27 protein-coding genes are annotated in these 19,090 nt (G+C 66.7%); all 27 read left to right on the top strand.

Annotated features, from left to right (window positions below; genetic code table 11):
• On the top strand, positions 1-200 hold a 200-nt coding region (locus tag ABZW11_RS32910; RefSeq protein WP_355425630.1), incomplete at its 5' end, for a hypothetical protein.
• 16 nt (positions 201-216) lie between these two features.
• Complete coding sequence (locus ABZW11_RS32905; protein ID WP_355425627.1) at positions 217-4,092, top strand: DNA-directed RNA polymerase subunit beta'; 3,876 nt, start codon at positions 217-219, stop codon at positions 4,090-4,092.
• A 510-nt stretch (positions 4,093-4,602) separates the two neighbouring features.
• Complete coding sequence (gene rpsL / locus ABZW11_RS32900; protein WP_020542315.1) at positions 4,603-4,977, top strand: 30S ribosomal protein S12; 375 nt, start codon at positions 4,603-4,605, stop codon at positions 4,975-4,977.
• 2 nt (positions 4,978-4,979) lie between these two features.
• On the top strand, positions 4,980-5,450 hold the full coding sequence (gene rpsG, locus ABZW11_RS32895; RefSeq protein ID WP_020542314.1) for a 30S ribosomal protein S7: 471 nt from the start codon (positions 4,980-4,982) through the stop codon (positions 5,448-5,450).
• 33 nt (positions 5,451-5,483) lie between these two features.
• Positions 5,484-7,583: an elongation factor G gene (gene fusA / locus ABZW11_RS32890; RefSeq protein ID WP_355425624.1), complete on the top strand. Its 2,100-nt coding sequence runs from the start codon at positions 5,484-5,486 to the stop codon at positions 7,581-7,583.
• A gap of 153 nt (positions 7,584-7,736) precedes the next feature.
• Entirely contained in the window at positions 7,737-8,930 is a 1,194-nt protein-coding gene (gene tuf, locus ABZW11_RS32885; protein WP_355425621.1) for an elongation factor Tu, read from the top strand.
• 304 nt (positions 8,931-9,234) lie between these two features.
• Complete coding sequence (rpsJ, locus tag ABZW11_RS32880; protein ID WP_012887830.1) at positions 9,235-9,543, top strand: 30S ribosomal protein S10; 309 nt, start codon at positions 9,235-9,237, stop codon at positions 9,541-9,543.
• Positions 9,544-9,557: 14 nt separating this feature from the next.
• Positions 9,558-10,211, top strand: a complete 654-nt coding sequence (gene rplC / locus ABZW11_RS32875; RefSeq protein ID WP_355425618.1) for a 50S ribosomal protein L3 — start codon at positions 9,558-9,560, stop codon at positions 10,209-10,211.
• Positions 10,208-10,855, top strand: a complete 648-nt coding sequence (gene rplD, locus ABZW11_RS32870) for a 50S ribosomal protein L4 (RefSeq protein WP_355425615.1) — start codon at positions 10,208-10,210, stop codon at positions 10,853-10,855. The genes rplC and rplD overlap by 4 nt, the downstream gene beginning before the upstream one ends.
• Positions 10,855-11,157 (top strand): 50S ribosomal protein L23, encoded by a 303-nt coding sequence (rplW, locus tag ABZW11_RS32865; RefSeq protein ID WP_345395641.1) that lies wholly within the window; start codon positions 10,855-10,857, stop codon positions 11,155-11,157. The genes rplD and rplW overlap by 1 nt, the downstream gene beginning before the upstream one ends.
• A gap of 106 nt (positions 11,158-11,263) precedes the next feature.
• Complete coding sequence (rplB, locus tag ABZW11_RS32860) at positions 11,264-12,100, top strand: 50S ribosomal protein L2 (protein ID WP_080043237.1); 837 nt, start codon at positions 11,264-11,266, stop codon at positions 12,098-12,100.
• 11 nt (positions 12,101-12,111) lie between these two features.
• Entirely contained in the window at positions 12,112-12,390 is a 279-nt protein-coding gene (rpsS, locus tag ABZW11_RS32855; protein WP_080043236.1) for a 30S ribosomal protein S19, read from the top strand.
• Positions 12,391-12,414: 24 nt separating this feature from the next.
• The gene (gene rplV / locus ABZW11_RS32850; RefSeq protein ID WP_103960883.1) at positions 12,415-12,768 is read left to right on the top strand and encodes a 50S ribosomal protein L22; all 354 of its coding nucleotides are present in this window, start codon (positions 12,415-12,417) and stop codon (positions 12,766-12,768) included.
• On the top strand, positions 12,768-13,610 hold the full coding sequence (rpsC, locus tag ABZW11_RS32845; RefSeq protein WP_355425609.1) for a 30S ribosomal protein S3: 843 nt from the start codon (positions 12,768-12,770) through the stop codon (positions 13,608-13,610). The genes rplV and rpsC overlap by 1 nt, the downstream gene beginning before the upstream one ends.
• Before the next feature lie 2 nt (positions 13,611-13,612).
• A complete protein-coding gene (gene rplP, locus ABZW11_RS32840) occupies positions 13,613-14,032 on the top strand; it encodes a 50S ribosomal protein L16 (RefSeq protein WP_111180887.1) in 420 nt (139 codons plus the stop codon).
• The gene (gene rpmC, locus ABZW11_RS32835) at positions 14,032-14,268 is read left to right on the top strand and encodes a 50S ribosomal protein L29 (RefSeq protein ID WP_355425606.1); all 237 of its coding nucleotides are present in this window, start codon (positions 14,032-14,034) and stop codon (positions 14,266-14,268) included. Before rplP ends, rpmC begins: the two co-directional genes overlap by 1 nt.
• Entirely contained in the window at positions 14,261-14,560 is a 300-nt protein-coding gene (gene rpsQ, locus ABZW11_RS32830) for a 30S ribosomal protein S17 (protein WP_355425603.1), read from the top strand. Before rpmC ends, rpsQ begins: the two co-directional genes overlap by 8 nt.
• Before the next feature lie 192 nt (positions 14,561-14,752).
• Complete coding sequence (gene rplN, locus ABZW11_RS32825) at positions 14,753-15,124, top strand: 50S ribosomal protein L14 (RefSeq protein WP_026214151.1); 372 nt, start codon at positions 14,753-14,755, stop codon at positions 15,122-15,124.
• Between the two features lie 8 nt (positions 15,125-15,132).
• Positions 15,133-15,426 carry a 50S ribosomal protein L24 gene (gene rplX, locus ABZW11_RS32820; protein WP_345409517.1) on the top strand — a complete coding sequence of 98 codons (294 nt, stop codon included), beginning with the start codon at positions 15,133-15,135 and terminating at the stop codon, positions 15,424-15,426.
• Positions 15,426-16,001, top strand: coding sequence for a 50S ribosomal protein L5 (rplE, locus tag ABZW11_RS32815; RefSeq protein ID WP_355425600.1), 576 nt, complete (start codon positions 15,426-15,428; stop codon positions 15,999-16,001). Before rplX ends, rplE begins: the two co-directional genes overlap by 1 nt.
• 2 nt (positions 16,002-16,003) lie before the next feature.
• Positions 16,004-16,189: a type Z 30S ribosomal protein S14 gene (locus ABZW11_RS32810; RefSeq protein WP_355425597.1), complete on the top strand. Its 186-nt coding sequence runs from the start codon at positions 16,004-16,006 to the stop codon at positions 16,187-16,189.
• Between the two features lie 193 nt (positions 16,190-16,382).
• The gene (gene rpsH / locus ABZW11_RS32805) at positions 16,383-16,781 is read left to right on the top strand and encodes a 30S ribosomal protein S8 (protein WP_020542297.1); all 399 of its coding nucleotides are present in this window, start codon (positions 16,383-16,385) and stop codon (positions 16,779-16,781) included.
• 16 nt (positions 16,782-16,797) lie between these two features.
• Positions 16,798-17,340 (top strand): 50S ribosomal protein L6, encoded by a 543-nt coding sequence (rplF, locus tag ABZW11_RS32800; protein ID WP_355425594.1) that lies wholly within the window; start codon positions 16,798-16,800, stop codon positions 17,338-17,340.
• 2 nt (positions 17,341-17,342) lie between these two features.
• Positions 17,343-17,726, top strand: a complete 384-nt coding sequence (gene rplR, locus ABZW11_RS32795; RefSeq protein WP_355425591.1) for a 50S ribosomal protein L18 — start codon at positions 17,343-17,345, stop codon at positions 17,724-17,726.
• A gap of 52 nt (positions 17,727-17,778) precedes the next feature.
• Positions 17,779-18,408, top strand: a complete 630-nt coding sequence (gene rpsE / locus ABZW11_RS32790) for a 30S ribosomal protein S5 (protein ID WP_345395678.1) — start codon at positions 17,779-17,781, stop codon at positions 18,406-18,408.
• Positions 18,409-18,410: 2 nt separating this feature from the next.
• The gene (gene rpmD, locus ABZW11_RS32785) at positions 18,411-18,593 is read left to right on the top strand and encodes a 50S ribosomal protein L30 (RefSeq protein WP_080043226.1); all 183 of its coding nucleotides are present in this window, start codon (positions 18,411-18,413) and stop codon (positions 18,591-18,593) included.
• 2 nt (positions 18,594-18,595) lie between these two features.
• On the top strand, positions 18,596-19,051 hold the full coding sequence (rplO, locus tag ABZW11_RS32780; protein ID WP_345395681.1) for a 50S ribosomal protein L15: 456 nt from the start codon (positions 18,596-18,598) through the stop codon (positions 19,049-19,051).
• Positions 19,052-19,090: the final 39 nt, after the last annotated feature.

Below are 19,090 nucleotides of genomic sequence, written 5' to 3'. Positions count from 1 at the left end.
ACATCCCCGAGCCGGGCATTCCTGAGTCGTTCAAGGTGCTCATCAAGGAGATGCAGTCGCTGTGCCTCAACGTCGAGGTGCTCTCCAGCGACGGCATGTCCATCGAGATGCGCGACACCGACGAGGACGTCTTCCGCGCAGCGGAGGAGCTCGGTATCGATCTGTCCCGGCGTGAGCCGAGCAGCGTGGAAGAAGTCTGAGGGGGAGATCGCACAAATGCTGGACGTCAACTTCTTCGACGAGCTTCGGATCGGGCTGGCGACGGCCGACGACATCCGTCAGTGGTCGCACGGCGAGGTCAAGAAGCCGGAGACGATCAACTACCGCACCCTCAAGCCGGAGAAGGACGGGCTCTTCTGCGAGAAGATCTTCGGTCCGACCCGCGACTGGGAGTGCTACTGCGGTAAGTACAAGCGAGTCCGGTTCAAGGGCATCATCTGTGAGCGCTGTGGCGTCGAGGTGACTCGCGCCAAGGTGCGTCGTGAGCGGATGGGCCACATCGAGCTGGCCGCGCCGGTCACGCACATCTGGTACTTCAAGGGCGTCCCGTCGCGCCTCGGCTACCTGCTCGACCTCGCCCCGAAGGACCTGGAGAAGGTCATCTACTTCGCGGCGTACATGATCACGCATGTCGACACCGAGCTGCGTGAGCGTGACCTGCCCTCGCTGGAGGCGAAGATCTCCGTCGAGCGGCAGCACATCGAGCAGCGCCGTGACGCCGACATCGAGGCCAGGCAGAAGAAGCTCGAGTCCGACCTGGCCGAGCTTGAGGCCGCCGGCGCCAAGGGCGACCAGCGCCGCAAGGTGCGTGAGGGCGCCGAGCGCGAGATGCGTCAGCTGCGCGACCGCGCGCAGCGCGAGCTCGACCGCCTCGACGAGGTCTGGAGCCGCTTCAAGAACCTCAAGGTCCAGGACCTCGAGGGTGACGAGCTGCTCTACCGCGAGATGCGTGACCGCTTCGGCCGCTACTTCAAGGGCGGCATGGGCGCGCAGGCGATCCAGGACCGCCTGATCAGCTTCGACCTCGACGCCGAGGCCGAGAACCTGCGTGAGACCATCCGCAGCGGCAAGGGCCAGAAGAAGGCCCGCGCGCTCAAGCGGCTCAAGGTCGTGTCGGCGTTCCTCAACACGACCAACTCGCCGCGCGGCATGGTGCTCGACTGCATCCCGGTCATCCCGCCGGACCTGCGCCCGATGGTGCAGCTCGACGGTGGCCGGTTCGCGACCTCCGACCTCAACGACCTCTACCGCCGGGTCATCAACCGGAACAACCGCCTCAAGCGTCTGCTCGACCTCGGTGCGCCCGAGATCATCGTGAACAACGAGAAGCGGATGCTGCAGGAGGCCGTCGACGCGCTGTTCGACAACGGCCGTCGCGGTCGCCCGGTCACCGGTCCCGGCAACAGGCCGCTGAAGTCCCTCAGCGACATGCTGAAGGGTAAGCAGGGTCGCTTCCGCCAGAACCTTCTGGGCAAGCGCGTCGACTACTCCGGCCGTTCGGTCATCGTCGTCGGCCCGCAGCTCAAGCTGCACCAGTGCGGTCTGCCCAAGCAGATGGCGCTGGAGCTGTTCAAGCCGTTCGTGATGAAGAGGCTGGTCGATCTCAACCACGCCCAGAACATCAAGTCGGCCAAGCGGATGGTCGAGCGTGCCCGCCCCGTGGTGTGGGACGTGCTCGAAGAGGTCATCACCGAGCACCCGGTCCTGCTCAACCGCGCGCCGACGCTCCACCGCCTGGGCATCCAGGCGTTCGAGCCGCAGCTCGTGGAGGGCAAGGCCATCCAGATCCACCCGCTCGTCTGCACCGCGTTCAACGCGGACTTCGACGGCGACCAGATGGCGGTGCACCTGCCGCTGTCGGCTGAGGCCCAGGCCGAGGCGCGCATCCTGATGCTCTCGACCAACAACATCCTCAAGCCGGCCGACGGCAAGCCCGTCACCATGCCGACCCAGGACATGGTGATCGGCCTCTACTGGCTGACCACCATGAAGGAGGGCGCCAAGGGTGAGGGCCGCGTGTTCGGCTCGATCGCCGAGGCGCAGATGGCCTTCGACCGCCGCGAGCTGGAGATCCAGGCGAAGATCCAGATCCGGCTCAAGGACGTCCTGCCGCCGCGTGACTGGGTGGCTCCGGAGGGCTGGGAGCAGGGTGACCCGATCCGGCTCGAGACCACGTTCGGGCGGTGCCTGTTCAACCAGACGCTGCCGGACAGCTACCCCTTCGTCGACTTCCAGGTCGGCAAGAAGCAGCTGTCGACGATCGTGAACGAGCTGGCGGAGACCTACCCGAAGATCGAGGTCGCCAACTCGCTCGACGCGCTCAAGGACGCCGGCTTCCGCTGGGCGACCCGCTCCGGTGTCACGATCTCGATCGAGGACGTCGTCGCGCCCCCGAACAAGACCGACATCATGGAGAACTACGAGCGCCGGGCCGACAAGGTCCAGCGCGAGTACGAGCGTGGTCTGATCACCGACGAGGAGCGCCGTCAGGAGCTCATCGAGATCTGGACCCACGCCACGGCCGACGTCGAGACCGACATGGTCAACGCCTTCCCGGCGACCAACCCGGTCTGGATGATGGTCAACTCCGGCGCCCGTGGTAACAAGATGCAGGTCCGGCAGATCGCCGGCATCCGCGGTCTGGTGTCCAACACCAAGGGTGAGACGATCCCGCGGCCGATCAAGGCCTCGTTCCGCGAGGGCCTGTCGGTGCTGGAGTACTTCATCTCCACCCACGGTCAGCGGAAGGGTCTGGCCGACACCGCCCTGCGGACCGCCGACTCGGGTTACCTGACCCGTCGTCTGGTCGACGTCGCCCAGGACGTCATCGTGCGCGAGATCGACTGCGGCACCGACCGCGCGGTCCCGCTCCACGTGGCCGACCGCGACGCCTCGGGCAACCTGGTCAAGGCGGAGAACGCCGAGTCCAACGTGCACGGCCGCATCCTGGCCGAGGACGTCGAGGTCGACGGCAAGGTCATCGTCCCGGCGGGCGTCGACATCAACGACATCCACGTGACGAAGCTGGTGGAGGCGGGCGTCGAGACCGTCCGCACCCGCAGCGCGCTCGTCTGCGAGGCCAAGATCGGTGTCTGCGCGACCTGCTACGGCCGCTCGCTGGCCACCGGCAAGCTCGTGGACGTCGGCGAGGCCGTCGGCATCATCGCCGCCCAGTCGATCGGTGAGCCCGGCACGCAGCTGACGATGCGGACCTTCCACACCGGTGGTGTGGCGGGCGCCGACATCACCCACGGCCTGCCGCGTGTCACGGAGCTGTTCGAGGCGCGCATCCCCAAGGGTGTCGCCCCGATCTCCGAGGCCGAGGGCCGGGTCAGGATCGACGAGACCGACAAGACCAGGAAGATCGTGATCACCCCCGACGACGGGTCGGAGGAGATCGCCTACCCGGTCTCGATGCGTTCGCGCCTGCTCGTGCAGGAGGGCCAGCGCGTCACGGTCGGCCAGCAGCTGGTGGCCGGTGCGGTCAACCCCAACGAGGTGCTGCGCATCCTCGGCCCGCGGGCCGTGCAGCTGCACCTGGTGGCGGAGGTCCAGCAGGTCTACCGCTCGCAGGGTGTGTCGATCCACGACAAGCACATCGAGATCATCGTGCGGCAGATGCTCAAGCGCGTGAACGTGCTGGAGTCCGGTGACACCGACCTGCTGCCCGGCGAGCTCGTGGAGCGTCCGCGCTTCGAGCAGATGAACCGCGAGACGGTGGCGGAGGGCGGCTCGCCGGCCGCCGGCCGTCCGGTCCTCATGGGCATCACGAAGGCGTCGCTGGCCACCGAGTCGTGGCTGTCGGCGGCCTCCTTCCAGGAGACGACCAGGGTGCTGACGGACGCGGCGATCCACGCCAAGTCCGACTCGCTGCTGGGCCTGAAGGAGAACGTCATCATCGGTAAGCTCATCCCGGCCGGTACGGGCATGCCCCAATACCGCAACATCCGGGTCGAGCCGACCGAGGAGGCCAAGGCGGCGATGTACACCGTCGGTGGCTACGACGGCTCCGCGGCCGACTACACCTTCGGCACCGGCAGCGGCGAGGCCGTGCCGCTGGAGGAGTACGACTTCGGCCAGTACAACCGGTAAGACGGCTCAGGGCGGCGCGCCCGGGTCCCTCGGCGAGGGGCCCGGGCGCGTCCCTTTTCCGGCACGCGCCCAGGCGCGTACGTAGTCATCCGGCGTGGAGTGGGACAAAACACGGTTACGGTCAGGTGGCGGTTCGCTGACTTGGGGACGGGACACCCCGGGGGCCTATATCATGGGTCCGGAGCTGTGGATGGGCTGGATGAAATAGGCCCAGGCGACCCGGAGTGGCAAGGCTTGCCCGCATTGCCGCGCCGTTTTGACGTGTCGCCAGGGCCTGGGTAGTCTTGAGCATCGTGCCCGTCTTCTAACGGGCTCTCGACCGTGCGCTCAATTGCGGGCGCGGGACGGCTTCCTGGCTCGTAATCCTCGCGGACGTGTCTGTGCGAAGAGCGCGACACGCCCGAGCGCGGGGGCACCGAGACAAGAAAAACCAGCAGGTCATGACACCGGCAGTACCTGCGACGCAAGACCCATGACGTAACACCGGCCAAGGCACGAAACGGAGTGGCAGTGCCCACTATTCAGCAGTTGGTCCGCAAGGGCCGGCAGGACAAGGTCTCCAAGACCAAGACTCCTGCCCTCAAGGGGAGTCCGCAGCGGCGCGGCGTGTGCCAGCGCGTTTACACCACCACCCCGAAGAAGCCCAACTCGGCACTGCGCAAGGTGGCCCGCGTTCGGCTCACGAACGGCATCGAGGTCACGGCTTACATCCCCGGTGTGGGCCACAACCTGCAGGAGCACTCCATCGTGCTCGTGCGTGGCGGTCGTGTGAAGGACCTGCCTGGTGTTCGCTACAAGATCATCCGCGGTTCGCTCGACACCCAGGGTGTCCGCAACCGCAAGCAGGCCCGTAGCCGCTACGGCGCGAAGAAGGAGAAGAGCTAACAATGCCGCGTAAGGGTTCTCCTGGCCGTCGTCAGCTGATGGCTGACCCGGTTTACAGCTCGCCGCTGGTGACCGCCCTGATCAACAAGGTGCTTCTGGACGGCAAGCGCTCCATCGCGCAGTCGATCGTCTACGGCGCCCTTGAGGGCTGCAGGGAGAAGACGGGCAACGACCCGGTCGTCACCCTGAAGCGCGCGCTTGACAACGTCAAGCCGACCCTCGAGGTCCGCAGCCGTCGCGTCGGTGGCGCGACCTACCAGGTGCCGGTCGAGGTGCGCGCCGCGCGCAGCACCACCCTGGCCCTGCGCTGGCTGGTGCAGTACTCCCGCGCCCGCCGCGAGAAGACCATGACCGAGCGCCTCATGAACGAGCTCCTCGACGCCAGCAACGGCCTCGGGGCGAGCGTGAAGAAGCGCGAGGACACCCACAAGATGGCCGAGTCCAACAAGGCCTTCGCCCACTACCGCTGGTAGTGGATCCGACGAGACGACGAGGACGCGAGAGAAGTGGCCACCACGACCGCTCTTGACCTGGCCAAGGTCCGCAACATCGGGATCATGGCCCATATCGACGCGGGCAAGACCACCACGACCGAGCGCATCCTGTTCTACACCGGTATCAACTACAAGATCGGTGAGGTCCACGAGGGCGCTGCCACGATGGACTGGATGGAGCAGGAGCAGGAGCGCGGCATCACCATCACGTCTGCCGCGACGACGTGCGAGTGGCTCGGTCACACCATCAACATCATCGACACTCCCGGCCACGTCGACTTCACCATCGAGGTGGAGCGTTCGCTCCGCGTCCTCGACGGGGCCGTCGCCGTCTTCGACGGTGTCGCGGGTGTCGAGCCCCAGTCGGAGACGGTGTGGCGGCAGGCTGACCGCTACAACGTCCCGCGCATCTGCTTCGTGAACAAGATGGACCGGGTCGGCGCGGAGTTCCACCGCTGCGTCGACATGATGATCAGCCGTCTCGGCGCCACGCCGGCCGTCATCCAGCTTCCGCTGGGTGTCGAGGCCGACTTCAAGGGCGTCATCGACCTGATCAAGATGAAGGGTCTCGTCTGGAGCGCCGAGGCGGCCAAGGGCGAGATGTACGACACCGTCGACATCCCGGCCGACCACGCCGACGCCGCTCGCGAGTGGCGTGACCGGCTCATCGAGACCGTCGCCGAGAACGACGACGAGCTGATGGAGCTCTACCTCGAGGGCACCGAGCCCACCGAGGAGCAGCTGGTCGCGGCCATCCGCCGGGCGACCCTGTCCAGCGCCATCAACCCGGTCCTGTGCGGCACCGCGTTCAAGAACAAGGGCGTGCAGCCCCTGCTCGACGCGATCGTCGCCTACCTCCCCGCCCCGACCGACATCCCGTCCTTCAAGGGTCACGCGGTCGGCAACGAGGAGAAGGTCATCGAGCGGCACGCCGACCCGACCGAGCCTTTCTCGGCGCTGGCGTTCAAGATCGCGAGTGACCCGCACCTGGGCAAGATCACCTACATCCGCATCTACTCGGGCACGCTCGAGGCCGGTTCACAGGTCGTCAACTCTGTGAAGGGCAAGAAGGAGCGGATCGGCAAGATCTACCAGATGCACGCGAACAAGCGTGAGGAGCGCCCGTCGGCGATCGCCGGCCAGATCGTCGCGGTCATGGGTCTCAAGGACACCACGACCGGCGACACCCTGTCCGACCCGTCGAACCAGGTCGTGCTCGAGTCGATGACGTTCCCGGCTCCGGTCATCAACGTCGCCATCGAGCCCAAGACCAAGGGCGACCAGGAGAAGCTGTCCACCGCCATCCAGCGGCTGGCCGAGGAGGACCCGTCCTTCCAGGTCCGCCGTGACGAGGAGACCGGTCAGACGGTCATCTGGGGCATGGGCGAGCTTCACCTGGAGATCCTCGTCGACCGGATGCGTCGCGAGTTCAAGGTCGAGGCCAACGTGGGCCGCCCGCAGGTGGCCTACCGCGAGACCATCCGCCGCAAGGTGGAGAAGATCGACTACACCCACAAGAAGCAGACCGGTGGTTCCGGTCAGTTCGCGCGGGTGATCATCGACCTCGAGCCGCTGGGCGAAGGCAACGACGGCTACGAGTTCGAGAACAAGGTCACCGGTGGCCGCGTCCCGAGGGAGTACATCCCGTCGGTCGACGCCGGCGCCCAGGAGGCCGCCGAGTTCGGCGTGCTGGCCGGTTACCCGATGGTCGGCGTGAAGGTGACGCTGACCGACGGTGCGGCCCACGACGTCGACTCCTCGGAAATGGCGTTCAAGATCGCCGGCTCGATGGCCTTCAAGGAGGCCGCGCGCAAGGCGGACGCCGTGCTCCTCGAGCCGATGATGGCCGTCGAGGTGACCACGCCCGAGGACTACATGGGTGATGTCATCGGTGACCTCAACGGTCGCCGCGGGCAGATCCAGTCGATGGACGAGCGGGCCGGCGCCCGTGTCGTCCAGGCGCTCGTGCCGCTGTCTGAGATGTTCGGCTACGTGGGTGACCTGCGTAGCAAGACGCAGGGGCGCGCGAGCTACAGCATGCTGTTCGACTCCTACGCGGAGGTGCCTCCGGGCATCGCCAAGGAGATCGTCGCGAAGGCCCGGGGCGAGTAGTCTCCGGTCCGGCCGCGCGAGCGGACGGACCGGGCTCACGTCCTGGTCCCTGGTGCGGTGGCCACAGCGGCCGCCGCACCGCCAAGGGGTTCGGAATCTCCCGGGCCCGAGTGTGTAGACGAAAGTCAGTCAGATTCTCTAAGGAGAGAACCAGTGGGCAAGGCCAAGTTCGAGCGGAACAAGCCGCACATGAACATCGGCACCATTGGGCACATCGACCACGGCAAGACCACGCTGACCGCGGCGATCACCAAGGTGCTCCACGACCGTTACCCTGACCTCAACGCCGCCACGCCGTTCGACAAGATCGACAAGGCGCCGGAGGAGAAGGCTCGCGGCATCACGATCTCCATCGCGCACGTCGAGTACCAGACCGAGAAGCGCCACTACGCGCACGTCGACTGCCCTGGTCACGCCGACTACGTGAAGAACATGATCACCGGTGCCGCGCAGATGGACGGCGCCATCCTCGTGGTCGCCGCCACCGACGGCCCGATGCCGCAGACGAAGGAGCACGTCCTCCTGGCCCGCCAGGTCGGCGTCCCCTACATCGTCGTGGCCCTCAACAAGGCCGACATGGTCGACGACGAGGAGATCCTGGAGCTCGTCGAGCTCGAGGTCCGTGAGCTCCTCTCCGCTCAGGAGTTCCCCGGCGACGACCTGCCCGTCGTCCGCGTCTCCGCCCTCAAGGCTCTCGAGGGTGACGAGAAGTGGGCCGACAGCATCATCGAGCTCATGAACGCCGTGGACGAGAACGTCCCCGAGCCGCCGCGTGAGACGGACAAGCCGTTCCTCATGCCGGTCGAGGACGTCTTCTCGATCACCGGTCGCGGTACGGTCGTCACCGGCCGTATCGAGCGCGGTGTCGTCAAGGTCAACGAGCAGGTCGACATCATCGGCATCAAGCCGGAGAAGACCACGACCACCGTCACCAGCATCGAGATGTTCAACAAGATGCTCGACGAGGGTCACGCGGGTGACAACGCCGCTCTGCTGCTCCGCGGCATCAAGCGCGACGAGGTCGAGCGCGGCCAGTGCATCATCAAGCCGGGCACGACCACCCCGCACACCGAGTTCACCGGCCAGGTCTACATCCTGTCCAAGGACGAGGGCGGCCGCCACACGCCGTTCTTCAACAACTACCGCCCGCAGTTCTACTTCCGTACGACGGACGTGACCGGTGTGGTGAACCTCCCCGAGGGCACCGAGATGGTCATGCCGGGCGACAACACCGAGATGCGCGTTGAGCTGATCCAGCCCATCGCCATGGAGGAAGGCCTCAAGTTCGCGATCCGTGAGGGTGGCCGCACCGTCGGCGCCGGTCGGGTCACGAAGATCATCAAGTAGCCAGACCGTCGGGGCGGCGGTCGGCCCCGGGCTCCGGGACCGGCCGCCGTACCACGTCACAGCCGGAATCCGCCCGCGAGAGCGGGCGGGGTCCGGCGGCGAAAGGCCCCATGCAAGGCGCCGTGATCCAGCAGTGGCTTCGGCCGGCAAGCATCACGTGACCGAAGTCACTGCCGGATCACGGAAGAAAAGGCAGATCGACTACGTCTGCCTCGTGGGGTTACGCAGGCTTCGACCTGCACGAACAGCGGCAACAGGCCGCACGATACTTTTTCAGACGACAGCGAAGGACACCGAGGCCACTATGGCGGGACAGAAGATCCGCATCCGGCTTAAGGCCTATGACCACGAGGTCATCGACAGCTCGGCCAAGAAGATCGTCGAGACGGTGACGCGGACTGGCGCGAAGGTCGCGGGCCCGGTGCCGCTGCCGACCGAGAAGAACGTGTACTGCGTCATCCGCTCGCCGCACAAGTACAAGGACAGCCGCGAGCACTTCGAGATGCGCACGCACAAGCGGCTGATTGACATCATCGACCCGACCCCCAAGACGGTCGACTCGCTCATGCGGCTCGACCTCCCCGCGGGTGTCGACATTTCGATCAAGCTCTGAGGGAACGCACTGACATGGCTAAGACGATCAAGGGCGTCCTGGGCAAGAAGCTCGGCATGACCCAGGTCTTCGACGCGGACAACCGGATGGTGCCGGTGACCGTGGTCGAGGCCGGTCCGTGCGTGGTGACCCGCGTCCGCACTCCTGAGAAGGACGGCTACTCCGCCGTACAGCTCGGCTTCGGGCAGGTCGACCCCCGGAAGGTCAACAAGCCGCTCGGCGACTACCTGCGTAAGCACGACATCACCCCGCGCCGTTACTTCGCGGAGATCCGCACCGACGACGCGAGCGACTACACCCTGGGCCAGGAGCTGCTGGCCGACACCTTCGAGGCCGGCCAGTTCGTCGACGTGACGGGCAAGAGCAAGGGCAAGGGCTTCGCCGGTGTCATGAAGCGGCACGGCTTCGGTGGTCTGGGCGCGTCGCACGGTACGCAGCGCAAGCACCGCTCGCCGGGTTCCATCGGTGGCTGCGCCACCCCGGGCCGCGTTTTCAAGGGTCTGCGCATGGCCGGTCGGATGGGTAACGTCCGCACCACCGTGCAGAGCCTGAAGGTTCACTCCGTCGACGCCGAGAAGGGTCTCATCCTGATCAAGGGTGCGATCCCCGGCGCCAACGGCAGCCTGGTCCTCGTCCGCACCGCTGCCAAGAAGGGGGCATCCAAGTGAGCACCACTATCGACGTCCTCGACGCCAGCGGCGCGAAGACCGGCACCGTCGACCTGCCCGAAGACGTCTTCGGTGCGAAGGTCAACGTACCTCTGATCCACCAGGTGGTCGTGGCCCAGCTCGCCGCTCGCCGGCAGGGCACCCACAAGGCCAAGACCCGTGGTGAGGTCTCCGGCGGCGGCAAGAAGCCGTACCGCCAGAAGGGCACCGGCCGCGCCCGTCAGGGCTCGACCCGCGCGCCGCAGTTCGCCGGCGGTGGCACCGTCCACGGCCCCGTGCCGCGCGACTACTCGCAGCGCACGCCCAAGAAGATGAAGGCCGCCGCCCTGCGCGGCGCCCTGTCCGACCGGGCCGGCGGCGGTCGCGTCCACGTGGTGAGCTCGCTGGTCTCGGGTGAGACGCCCAAGACCAAGGCCGCCCTGGAGGCTCTGCGCAAGATCACCCAGGCTCCGCGCGTCCTCGTCGTGGTCGACGCGGACGACGAGCTGACCTGGCTGAGCCTGCGCAACGCTCCGGAGGTCCACCTGCTGGACGCCGGGCAGCTCAACACCTACGACGTGCTCGTGGCCGACGACGTGGTCTTCACCCAGGAGGCGTACGACCAGGTCGTGGCGCGGCTGAGTGGCGGGAAGGAAGACGCCTGATGGAGAAGATCGCCGACCCGCGCGACATCATCATCAAGCCGATCGTCTCTGAGAAGAGCTACGGCCTGATCGATGAGAACAACAAGTACACGTTCCTGGTGAAGAAGACCGCGAACAAGACCCAGGTCAAGATCGCCGTTGAGCAGATCTTCGGGGTCAAGGTCACCAGCGTGAACACCATCAACCGGCAGGGCAAGCGCAAGCGGACCCGCACCGGCTACGGCAAGCGTCCCGACACCAAGCGCGCGATCGTGAGCCTGGTAGAGGGCGATCGGATCGACATCTTCGGTCAGATCGGCTAGCAGCCATAGGAATGAGCGCGGGCCGCAGGGTCACGCGCGGGGTGAGACCGTCGCACTCCGGTGCGGCGGGCTCACCCATGTAACCGACGAAGGATGAACGAAAAAGATGGGCATCCGTAAGTACAAGCCGACGACCCCAGGTCGCCGCGGGTCGAGTGTCTCGGACTTCTCCGAGATCACCCGCAGCACGCCTGAGAAGTCGCTGCTTGCGCCCCTTCACAGCAAGGGCGGCCGCAACGTACACGGCCGAGTCACCGCTCGCCACCAGGGCGGCGGTCACAAGCGCGCCTACCGGATCATCGACTTCCGTAGGCATGACAAGGACGGCATCCCGGCCAAGGTCGCTCACATCGAGTACGACCCCAACCGCACCGCCAATATCGCTCTGCTGCACTACGCCGACGGCGAGAAGCGCTACATCATCGCGCCGACCGGCCTGAAGCAGGGCGACCGAATCGAGAACGGCCCCGCTGCCGACATCAAGCCGGGCAACTGCCTGCCGCTGCGCAACATCCCGACGGGTACCTTCATCCACGCGGTGGAGCTCCGTCCGGGCGGCGGCGCCAAGCTCGGCCGCTCCGCGGGCGCTCAGATCCAGCTGCTCGCCAAGGAAGGCCAGTACGCCACCCTGCGTATGCCGTCCGGTGAAATGCGCATGGTCGACGTGCGCTGCCGGGCGACCGTCGGCCAGGTCGGCAACGCCGAGCAGGCCAACATCAACTGGGGCAAGGCCGGCCGTATGCGGTGGAAGGGCAAGCGCCCGACCGTTCGCGGTGTCGCGATGAACCCCGTCGACCACCCGCACGGTGGTGGTGAGGGCAAGACCTCCGGTGGTCGCCACCCGGTGAACCCGAAGGGCAAGCCCGAGGGCCGCACCCGCCAGGCCAACAAGGCCAGCGACCGGCTGATCATCCGTCGTCGGAGCAAGAGGAAGAAGCGGTAGGAGCAGCCGAGATGCCACGTAGCCTTAAGAAGGGTCCCTTCGTGGACGAACACCTTCAGAAGAAGGTGGACGCCCAGAACGAGAAGGGCACCAAGAACGTCATCAAGACGTGGTCGCGGCGCTCCATGATCGTTCCCGACATGCTCGGGCACACGATCGCCGTGCACGACGGCCGCAAGCACGTCCCGGTGTTCGTCACCGAGTCCATGATCGGCCACAAGCTCGGAGAGTTCGCCCCCACGCGGACGTTCCGCAGCCACGTCAAGGAAGACCGCCGCAGCCGGCGGTAAGCGTCCCGGAAGTAGGAGAAAGCGATGGAAGCCAGGGCTCAGGCGCGGTTCGTCCGTGTCACGCCCCTCAAGGCCCGCCGCGTGGTGGACCTTATTCGCGGGCTGCCCGCTTCGGAGGCGCAGGCCGTGCTGCAGTTCGCTCCCCAGTCGGCGAGCGAGCCGATCTACAAGGTGCTCAGCTCCGCCATGGCGAACGCCGAGCACAACTTCGATCTCGACCCCAGCACGCTCGTCGTGAGCCGCGCGTGGGTCGACGAGGGCCCGACGCTGAAGCGGTTCCGCCCGCGTGCCCAGGGTCGTGCCTATCGGATCAACAAGCGGACGAGCCACATCACTGTGATCGTGGAGTCCCGCGAGCCGAAGGGAAGGACCCGATAGTGGGCCAGAAGGTTAACCCGCACGGGTTCCGCCTCGGCATCACGACCGACTTCAAGAGCCGGTGGTACGCCGACAAGCTGTACAAGTCGTACGTCGCTGAGGACGTCGCGATCCGCCGCATGCTCCAGAAGGGCATGGAGCGGGCCGGCATCTCCAAGGTCGAGATCGAGCGCACCACGGACCGCGTGCAGGTGGACATCCACACCGCGCGTCCCGGCATCGTGATCGGCCGCCGTGGCGCCGAGGCCGACCGCATCCGCGGCGACCTGGAGAAGCTGACCAAGAAGCAGGTCCAGCTCAACATCCTCGAGGTCAAGAACCCGGAGATCGACGCGCAGCTCGTCGCGCAGGGCGTGGCCGAGCAGCTGTCCAGCCGTGTCTCGTTCCGCCGCGCCATGCGCAAGGCGATGCAGTCGGCCATGAAGTCCGGCGCCAAGGGCATCCGTGTCCAGTGCTCCGGTCGTCTGGGCGGCGCCGAGATGTCGAGGTCGGAGTTCTACCGCGAGGGCCGCGTGCCGCTGCACACGCTCCGCGCGGACATCGACTACGGCTTCTACGAGGCCCGTACGACCTTCGGCCGCATCGGCGTGAAGGTCTGGATCTACAAGGGCGAGGCTCCGACCAGCCGCGCCGAGCGCGAGGCGGCCGCCGCCGGCGCTCGTGCCGGCCAGCGTCGTGACCGCGACGACCGTCGTGGTGGCGGCGACCGTCCGCGTCGTGGTGGCGGTGACCGCCCCCGTCGTGGTGGTGGCCGCGGCGACCGCGCCCCCCGTAACGAGGCGGCCGCGCAGGCCGCCCCTGAGACCGGCCCGGCTGCTCAGCCGGGTGCTGAAGGGAGCTGACCATGCTGATCCCGCGCAGGGTCAAGCACCGCAAGCAGCACCGGCCTGACCGCAGCGGAGCCGCCAAGGGCGGCACCAGGGTCGTGTTCGGCGAGTTCGGCATCCAGGCGATTGAGCACTCCTACGTGACCAACCGCCAGATCGAGTCCGCTCGTATCGCCATGACCCGTCACATCCGCCGTGGCGGCAAGGTGTGGATCAACATCTACCCCGACCGTCCCCTGACGAAGAAGCCGGCCGAGACCCGCATGGGTTCCGGTAAGGGTTCTCCGGAGTGGTGGATCGCCAACGTCAAGCCCGGACGCGTGATGTTCGAGCTGTCCGGCGTGGCGGAGCCGGTCGCGCGCGAGGCGCTTCAGCGTGCGATCCACAAGCTGCCTATGAAGTGCAAGATCGTTAAGCGTGAAGTGGGTGAGGCGTGATGGCTAAGGGCCTGACCGCCGGCGAGCTGCGGCTCGAGGACGAGGAGACCCTCGTCCAGAAGCTGAAGGAGGCGAAGGAGGAGCTGTTCAACCTCCGCTTCCAGGCGGCGACCGGTCAGTTGGAGAGCCACGGGCGGCTGCGGGCCGTCCGCCGCGAGATCGCCCGTATCTACACCGTGATGCGCGAGCGTGAGCTCGGCATCGTCACGGTCGAGAAGGAGTCGAGCGATGGCTGAGACCGAGACCACTGAGACCACCGAGAGCGCGGAGAGGGACCAGCGGAACTTCCGCAAGGTCCGCGAGGGCCTCGTCGTCAGCGACAAGATGGACAAGACCGTCGTCGTCGCCGTCGAGGACCGCGTCAAGCACCGCCTCTACGGCAAGGTCATCCGCAGGACGACCAAGTACAAGGCGCACGACGAGTCCAACGCCTGCGGCGTCGGCGACCGCGTGCTGCTGATGGAGACCCGCCCCCTCTCCGCCACCAAGCGGTGGAGGGTCGTGGAGATCCTCGAGAAGGCCAAGTAAGGCTCTCTCCGCTTTACCGCGCCTCGTGGGGGCTCTCGGAGCCCCCATGACGGCGTCCAAGGACGCGAGGCCCGCGGGGCCTCGCGTCGCCTGCGGTGCGGCGCCCCAGGGGCGCTGTGGCCGTGGGAACAAGACAATGACAGGTTCCGCCAGGCTCAGCGATGAGAACCGGCGCGACTAACAGGAGTAGACGTGATCCAGCAGGAGTCGCGGCTCAAGGTCGCCGACAACACGGGTGCCAAGGAGATTCTCTGCATCCGCGTTCTCGGCGGCTCGGGCCGACGCTACGCCGGTATCGGCGACGTCATCGTCGCCACAGTCAAGGACGCGCTGCCCGGCAGCACGGGCGTCAAGAAGGGCGATGTGGTCAAGGCCGTCATCGTCCGCACGGTCAAGGAGCGCCGCCGGCCCGACGGCTCCTACATCCGCTTCGACGAGAACGCCGCCGTCATCATCAAGGACAGCGGTGACCCTCGCGGCACTCGTATCTTCGGCCCGGTCGGCCGCGAGCTGCGCGACAAGAAGTTCATGCGCATCATCTCGCTCGCTCCGGAGGTGCTGTAATGCCGAAGCTGACGGTGAAGAAGGGTGACCTGGTCCAGGTCATCGCGGGCAAGGACAAGGGTGCCAAGGGTCGCGTGATCGCCGCTCTTCCGCGCGAGGACCGCGTGGTGGTCGAGGGCGTCAACCTGATCAAGAAGCACACCAAGGAGACCCACCAGGGCCCGCGCGGCGCCAAGCAGGGCGGCGTGCAGACCATGGAGGCTCCGATCCACGTGTCGAACGTGAAGAAGCTGAAGGACGAGAAGCCCGCCGACAAGAAGGCCGACGAGAAGAAGGCCGACGAGACGGGTGAGGACAGCTGATGACTGCCACGACCACCGAGACCGAGCGCCCCACGCCGCGACTCAAGACGAAGTACCGCGAGGAGATCGCGAACCAGCTTCGTGAGCAGTTCGGCATCCAGAACGTCATGGAGATCCCGGCGCTCACCAAGATCAAGGTCAACATGGGTGTCGGCGAGGCCGCTCGCGACTCCAAGCTGATCGAAGGCGCCGTCCGCGACCTCACCGCGATCACCGGCCAGAAGCCGGCGGTCGTGCGGGCCCGCAAGTCCATCGCGCAGTTCAAGCTGCGTGAGGGCATGCCGATCGGCGCGCACGTCACGCTGCGCGGCGACCGCATGTGGGAGTTCCTCGACCGCCTGCTGGCGCTGGCCCTGCCCCGTATCAGGGACTTCCGTGGCCTGTCGCCGAAGCAGTTCGACGGCAACGGCAACTACACGTTCGGCCTGACCGAGCAGGTCATGTTCCACGAGGTCGACCAGGACAAGGTGGACCGGCCGCGGGGCATGGACATCACGATCGTGACCACCGCGAAGAACGACGACCAGGGCCGGGCGCTGCTGAAGCTCCTCGGCTTCCCCTTCAAGGAGGCCTGATCATGGCGAAGAAGTCGCTGATCGCCAAGGCGGGGCGCAAGCAGAAGTTCGAGGTCCGGACGTACACGCGGTGCTCGCGCTGCGGCCGGCCGCGCGCCGTCTACCGCAAGTTCGGGCTCTGCCGCGTGTGCTTCCGCGAGATGGCGCACCGTGGCGAGCTGCCCGGCATCACCAAGTCGAGCTGGTAGGTAACCTGAAGGGCGGCCTCGTGCCGCCCGTTCAGGCATTCATATTCAGTAGAAGAGACAGGGCGTCCCGTAAGGGGCGTCCGTGACCACGCCGTAGGTCCACCGGCAGAGCAGGGTGAGGTAGCCGAGAGGCGGACTCAGCCAGTCGAACTGCTTGGCCGACTGGAAACCGCGGCGAGGAAGGCCACTGGCCATGACGATGACCGACCCGATCGCAGACATGCTCACGCGTCTGCGCAACGCGAATTCGGCGTACCACGACAGCGTGTCTATGCCGTACTCGAAGATCAAGGCGCACATCGCCGAGATCCTCCAGCAGGAGGGTTACATCCAGGCTTGGACCGTCGAGGACGCCAAGGTTGGAAAGAACCTCGTGGTGGAGCTCAAGTTCGGGCCCACCCGTGAGCGGTCGCTCGCGGGCCTGCGCCGGGTTTCCAAGCCCGGTCTGCGGGTTTATGCGAAGAAGGACAACCTGCCTCGAGTCCTGGGCGGACTGGGCGTCGCGATCATCTCGACGTCCCACGGCCTCATGACCGACAAGCAGGCCGGCAAGCGTGGTGTGGGCGGGGAAGTCCTCGCCTACGTCTGGTAGAGGGGAGGAACACAGCATGTCGCGAATCGGACGGCTGCCCATCCCTGTGCCGAATGGCGTTGACATCACGATCGACGGCCAGGACGTCCAGGTCAAGGGCCCCAAGGGCACGCTCTCTCACAAGGTCGCGGAGCCCATCAAGGTGGGCCGCGACGACGACGGCGCCATCGCCGTCTCCCGACCCAACGACGAGAACAAGGTCCGTGCGCTGCACGGCCTGTCCAGGACGCTCATCGCCAACATGGTGCAGGGCGTCACCCAGGGCTACTCCAAGAGCCTTGAGATCGTCGGCGTCGGTTACCGCGTCCAGGCCAAGGGCCCGACGCAGCTGGAGTTCTCGCTGGGCTTCAGTCACCCGGTCATCGTGGACGCCCCCGAGGGCGTCACCTTCCGCGTCGAGAAGCCGACCCTGTTCCACGTGGACGGCATCGACAAGCAGAAGGTCGGCGAGGTCGCGGCCAACATCCGCAAGTTGCGCAAGCCTGACCCGTACAAGGGCAAGGGCGTGCGCTACCAGGGCGAACAGATCCGCCGCAAGGTCGGAAAGGCTGGTAAGTAGGCATGGCTCCGAAGACTGCGTTCAGCAAGCACACGGCTGCCCGCACCGTCTCGCGGGCCCGCCGTCACCGCCGCGTCCGCAAGAACGTCGTCGGTACGGCCGAGCGTCCGCGCCTGGTCGTCAACCGTTCGACCCGTCACATGTTCGTCCAGATCGTGGACGACTCCGTCGGTCACACGCTGGTGAGCGCCTCCACCATGGACGCCTCGCTGCGCTCGCTCGAGGCCGACAAGACCGAGAAGGCCAAGAAGGTCGGCGAGCTCCTCGCTCAGCGGGCCAAGGAAGCCGGGATCACCAAGGTCGTCTTCGACCGCGGTGGCAACCGGTATGCGGGCCGGATCGCCGCGCTGGCGGACAGCGCGCGCGAGGGCGGGCTCGAATTCTGATGAGGGCCCGAGGATCGCAAATGATGACCGCAATTGAGATGAGGAACCACTGATGGCTGCAGCTCCGCGTCGCGGTGGCGGCACCGGTGGCGAGCGGCGGGACCGTCGTGACGATCGCCGCGGTGGCGCCGCCGACAAGGGCGTCTCGTACATCGAGCGCGTAGTGAAGATCAACCGAGTGGCCAAGGTCGTGAAGGGTGGTCGTCGCTTCAGCTTCACCGCCCTCGTCGTCGTCGGCGACGGCAACGGCCTGGTCGGCGTCGGTTACGGCAAGGCCAAGGAAGTGCCCGCGGCCATCGCCAAGGGCGTCGAAGAGGCCAAGAAGCACTTCTTCAAGGTGCCCCGCATCCAGGGCACCATCCCGCACACCGTGCAGGGCGAGGAGGCGGCCGGTGTCGTCTTCCTGCGTCCGGCCTCGGCCGGTACCGGCGTCATCGCCGGCGGCCCGGTGCGCGCGGTGCTGGAGTGCGCCGGCATCCACGACGTGCTGTCCAAGTCGCTCGGCTCGGACAACCCGATCAACATCGTGCACGCCACCGTGGCGGCTCTGAAGGGCCTCTCGCGCCCCGAGGAGATCGCCGCCCGCCGTGGCCTGCCGATCGAGGACGTCGCTCCTGCCTCCATGCTCAAGGCTCGCGCCGAGGGCCTGGCCGAGGCGGCGGCGGCGAAGGCGGTGAGCTAGTCATGGCACGCCTGAAGATCACTCAGGTTCGCTCGAAGATCGGTGGCAAGCAGAACCAGCGCGACTCGCTGCGTTCGCTTGGCCTGAAGCGAATCGGCGACGTCGTCGTCAAGGAGGACCGGCCCGAGATTCGCGGCATGGTCTCCGTGGTGACGCACCTCGTCGAGGTGGAAGAGGTCGACTAGTCATGACTGACAAGGCTCCGCTGAAGATTCACGACCTGCGTCCCGCCCCCGGCGCCAACAAGGCCAAGATCCGCAAGGGTCGCGGCGAGGCGTCGAAGGGCAAGACGGCCGGTCGCGGCACCAAGGGCAGCCACGCCCGCACCACGGTGCCCCTCGGCTTCGAGGGTGGCCAGGTGCCGCTGCAGAGGCGTCTGCCGAAGCTCAAGGGCTTCTCCAACGCCCTGTTCAAGACGACGTACCAGGTCGTCAACCTCGACAGGCTCGGCGAGCTGTTCCCCGAGGGTGGCGAGGTCACCGTCGAGGCGCTGGTCGCCAAGGGTGCTGTCCGCAAGAACCAGCTCGTGAAGGTGCTCGGCACCGGCGAGATCTCCGTCGCGGTGAACGTGCAGGCACACGCCTTCTCGTCCGCCGCCAAGGAGAAGATCACCGCTGCCGGTGGTTCCGTTACCGAGCTGTAAAGACGCTATGACGAGGCGTGGGGGCTTTGACAATGGGCT

Origin of the sequence: Nonomuraea sp. NPDC004580, from assembly GCF_040609855.1 — a bacterium.
In the GTDB taxonomy this organism is placed as follows: Bacteria; Actinomycetota; Actinomycetes; order Streptosporangiales; family Streptosporangiaceae; genus Nonomuraea; species Nonomuraea salmonea.
The sequence above is the reverse complement of the archived record's forward strand: the minus strand, read 5'-3'. Positions and strand labels throughout refer to the sequence as shown.

Coding starts and splice junctions, on each gene's coding strand:
- ABZW11_RS32905 (WP_355425627.1), top strand. CDS start 217: ATGCTGGACGTCAACTTCTTCGACGAGCTTCGGATCGGGCTGGCGACG.
- rpsG (WP_020542314.1), top strand. CDS start 4,980: ATGCCGCGTAAGGGTTCTCCTGGCCGTCGTCAGCTGATGGCTGACCCG.
- rpsJ (WP_012887830.1), top strand. CDS start 9,235: ATGGCGGGACAGAAGATCCGCATCCGGCTTAAGGCCTATGACCACGAG.
- rplC (WP_355425618.1), top strand. CDS start 9,558: ATGGCTAAGACGATCAAGGGCGTCCTGGGCAAGAAGCTCGGCATGACC.
- rplW (WP_345395641.1), top strand. CDS start 10,855: ATGGAGAAGATCGCCGACCCGCGCGACATCATCATCAAGCCGATCGTC.
- rplB (WP_080043237.1), top strand. CDS start 11,264: ATGGGCATCCGTAAGTACAAGCCGACGACCCCAGGTCGCCGCGGGTCG.
- rpsS (WP_080043236.1), top strand. CDS start 12,112: ATGCCACGTAGCCTTAAGAAGGGTCCCTTCGTGGACGAACACCTTCAG.
- rplV (WP_103960883.1), top strand. CDS start 12,415: ATGGAAGCCAGGGCTCAGGCGCGGTTCGTCCGTGTCACGCCCCTCAAG.
- rplP (WP_111180887.1), top strand. CDS start 13,613: ATGCTGATCCCGCGCAGGGTCAAGCACCGCAAGCAGCACCGGCCTGAC.
- rpmC (WP_355425606.1), top strand. CDS start 14,032: ATGGCTAAGGGCCTGACCGCCGGCGAGCTGCGGCTCGAGGACGAGGAG.
- rpsQ (WP_355425603.1), top strand. CDS start 14,261: ATGGCTGAGACCGAGACCACTGAGACCACCGAGAGCGCGGAGAGGGAC.
- rplE (WP_355425600.1), top strand. CDS start 15,426: ATGACTGCCACGACCACCGAGACCGAGCGCCCCACGCCGCGACTCAAG.
- ABZW11_RS32810 (WP_355425597.1), top strand. CDS start 16,004: ATGGCGAAGAAGTCGCTGATCGCCAAGGCGGGGCGCAAGCAGAAGTTC.
- rpsH (WP_020542297.1), top strand. CDS start 16,383: ATGACGATGACCGACCCGATCGCAGACATGCTCACGCGTCTGCGCAAC.
- rplF (WP_355425594.1), top strand. CDS start 16,798: ATGTCGCGAATCGGACGGCTGCCCATCCCTGTGCCGAATGGCGTTGAC.
- rplR (WP_355425591.1), top strand. CDS start 17,343: ATGGCTCCGAAGACTGCGTTCAGCAAGCACACGGCTGCCCGCACCGTC.
- rpsE (WP_345395678.1), top strand. CDS start 17,779: ATGGCTGCAGCTCCGCGTCGCGGTGGCGGCACCGGTGGCGAGCGGCGG.
- rpmD (WP_080043226.1), top strand. CDS start 18,411: ATGGCACGCCTGAAGATCACTCAGGTTCGCTCGAAGATCGGTGGCAAG.
- rplO (WP_345395681.1), top strand. CDS start 18,596: ATGACTGACAAGGCTCCGCTGAAGATTCACGACCTGCGTCCCGCCCCC.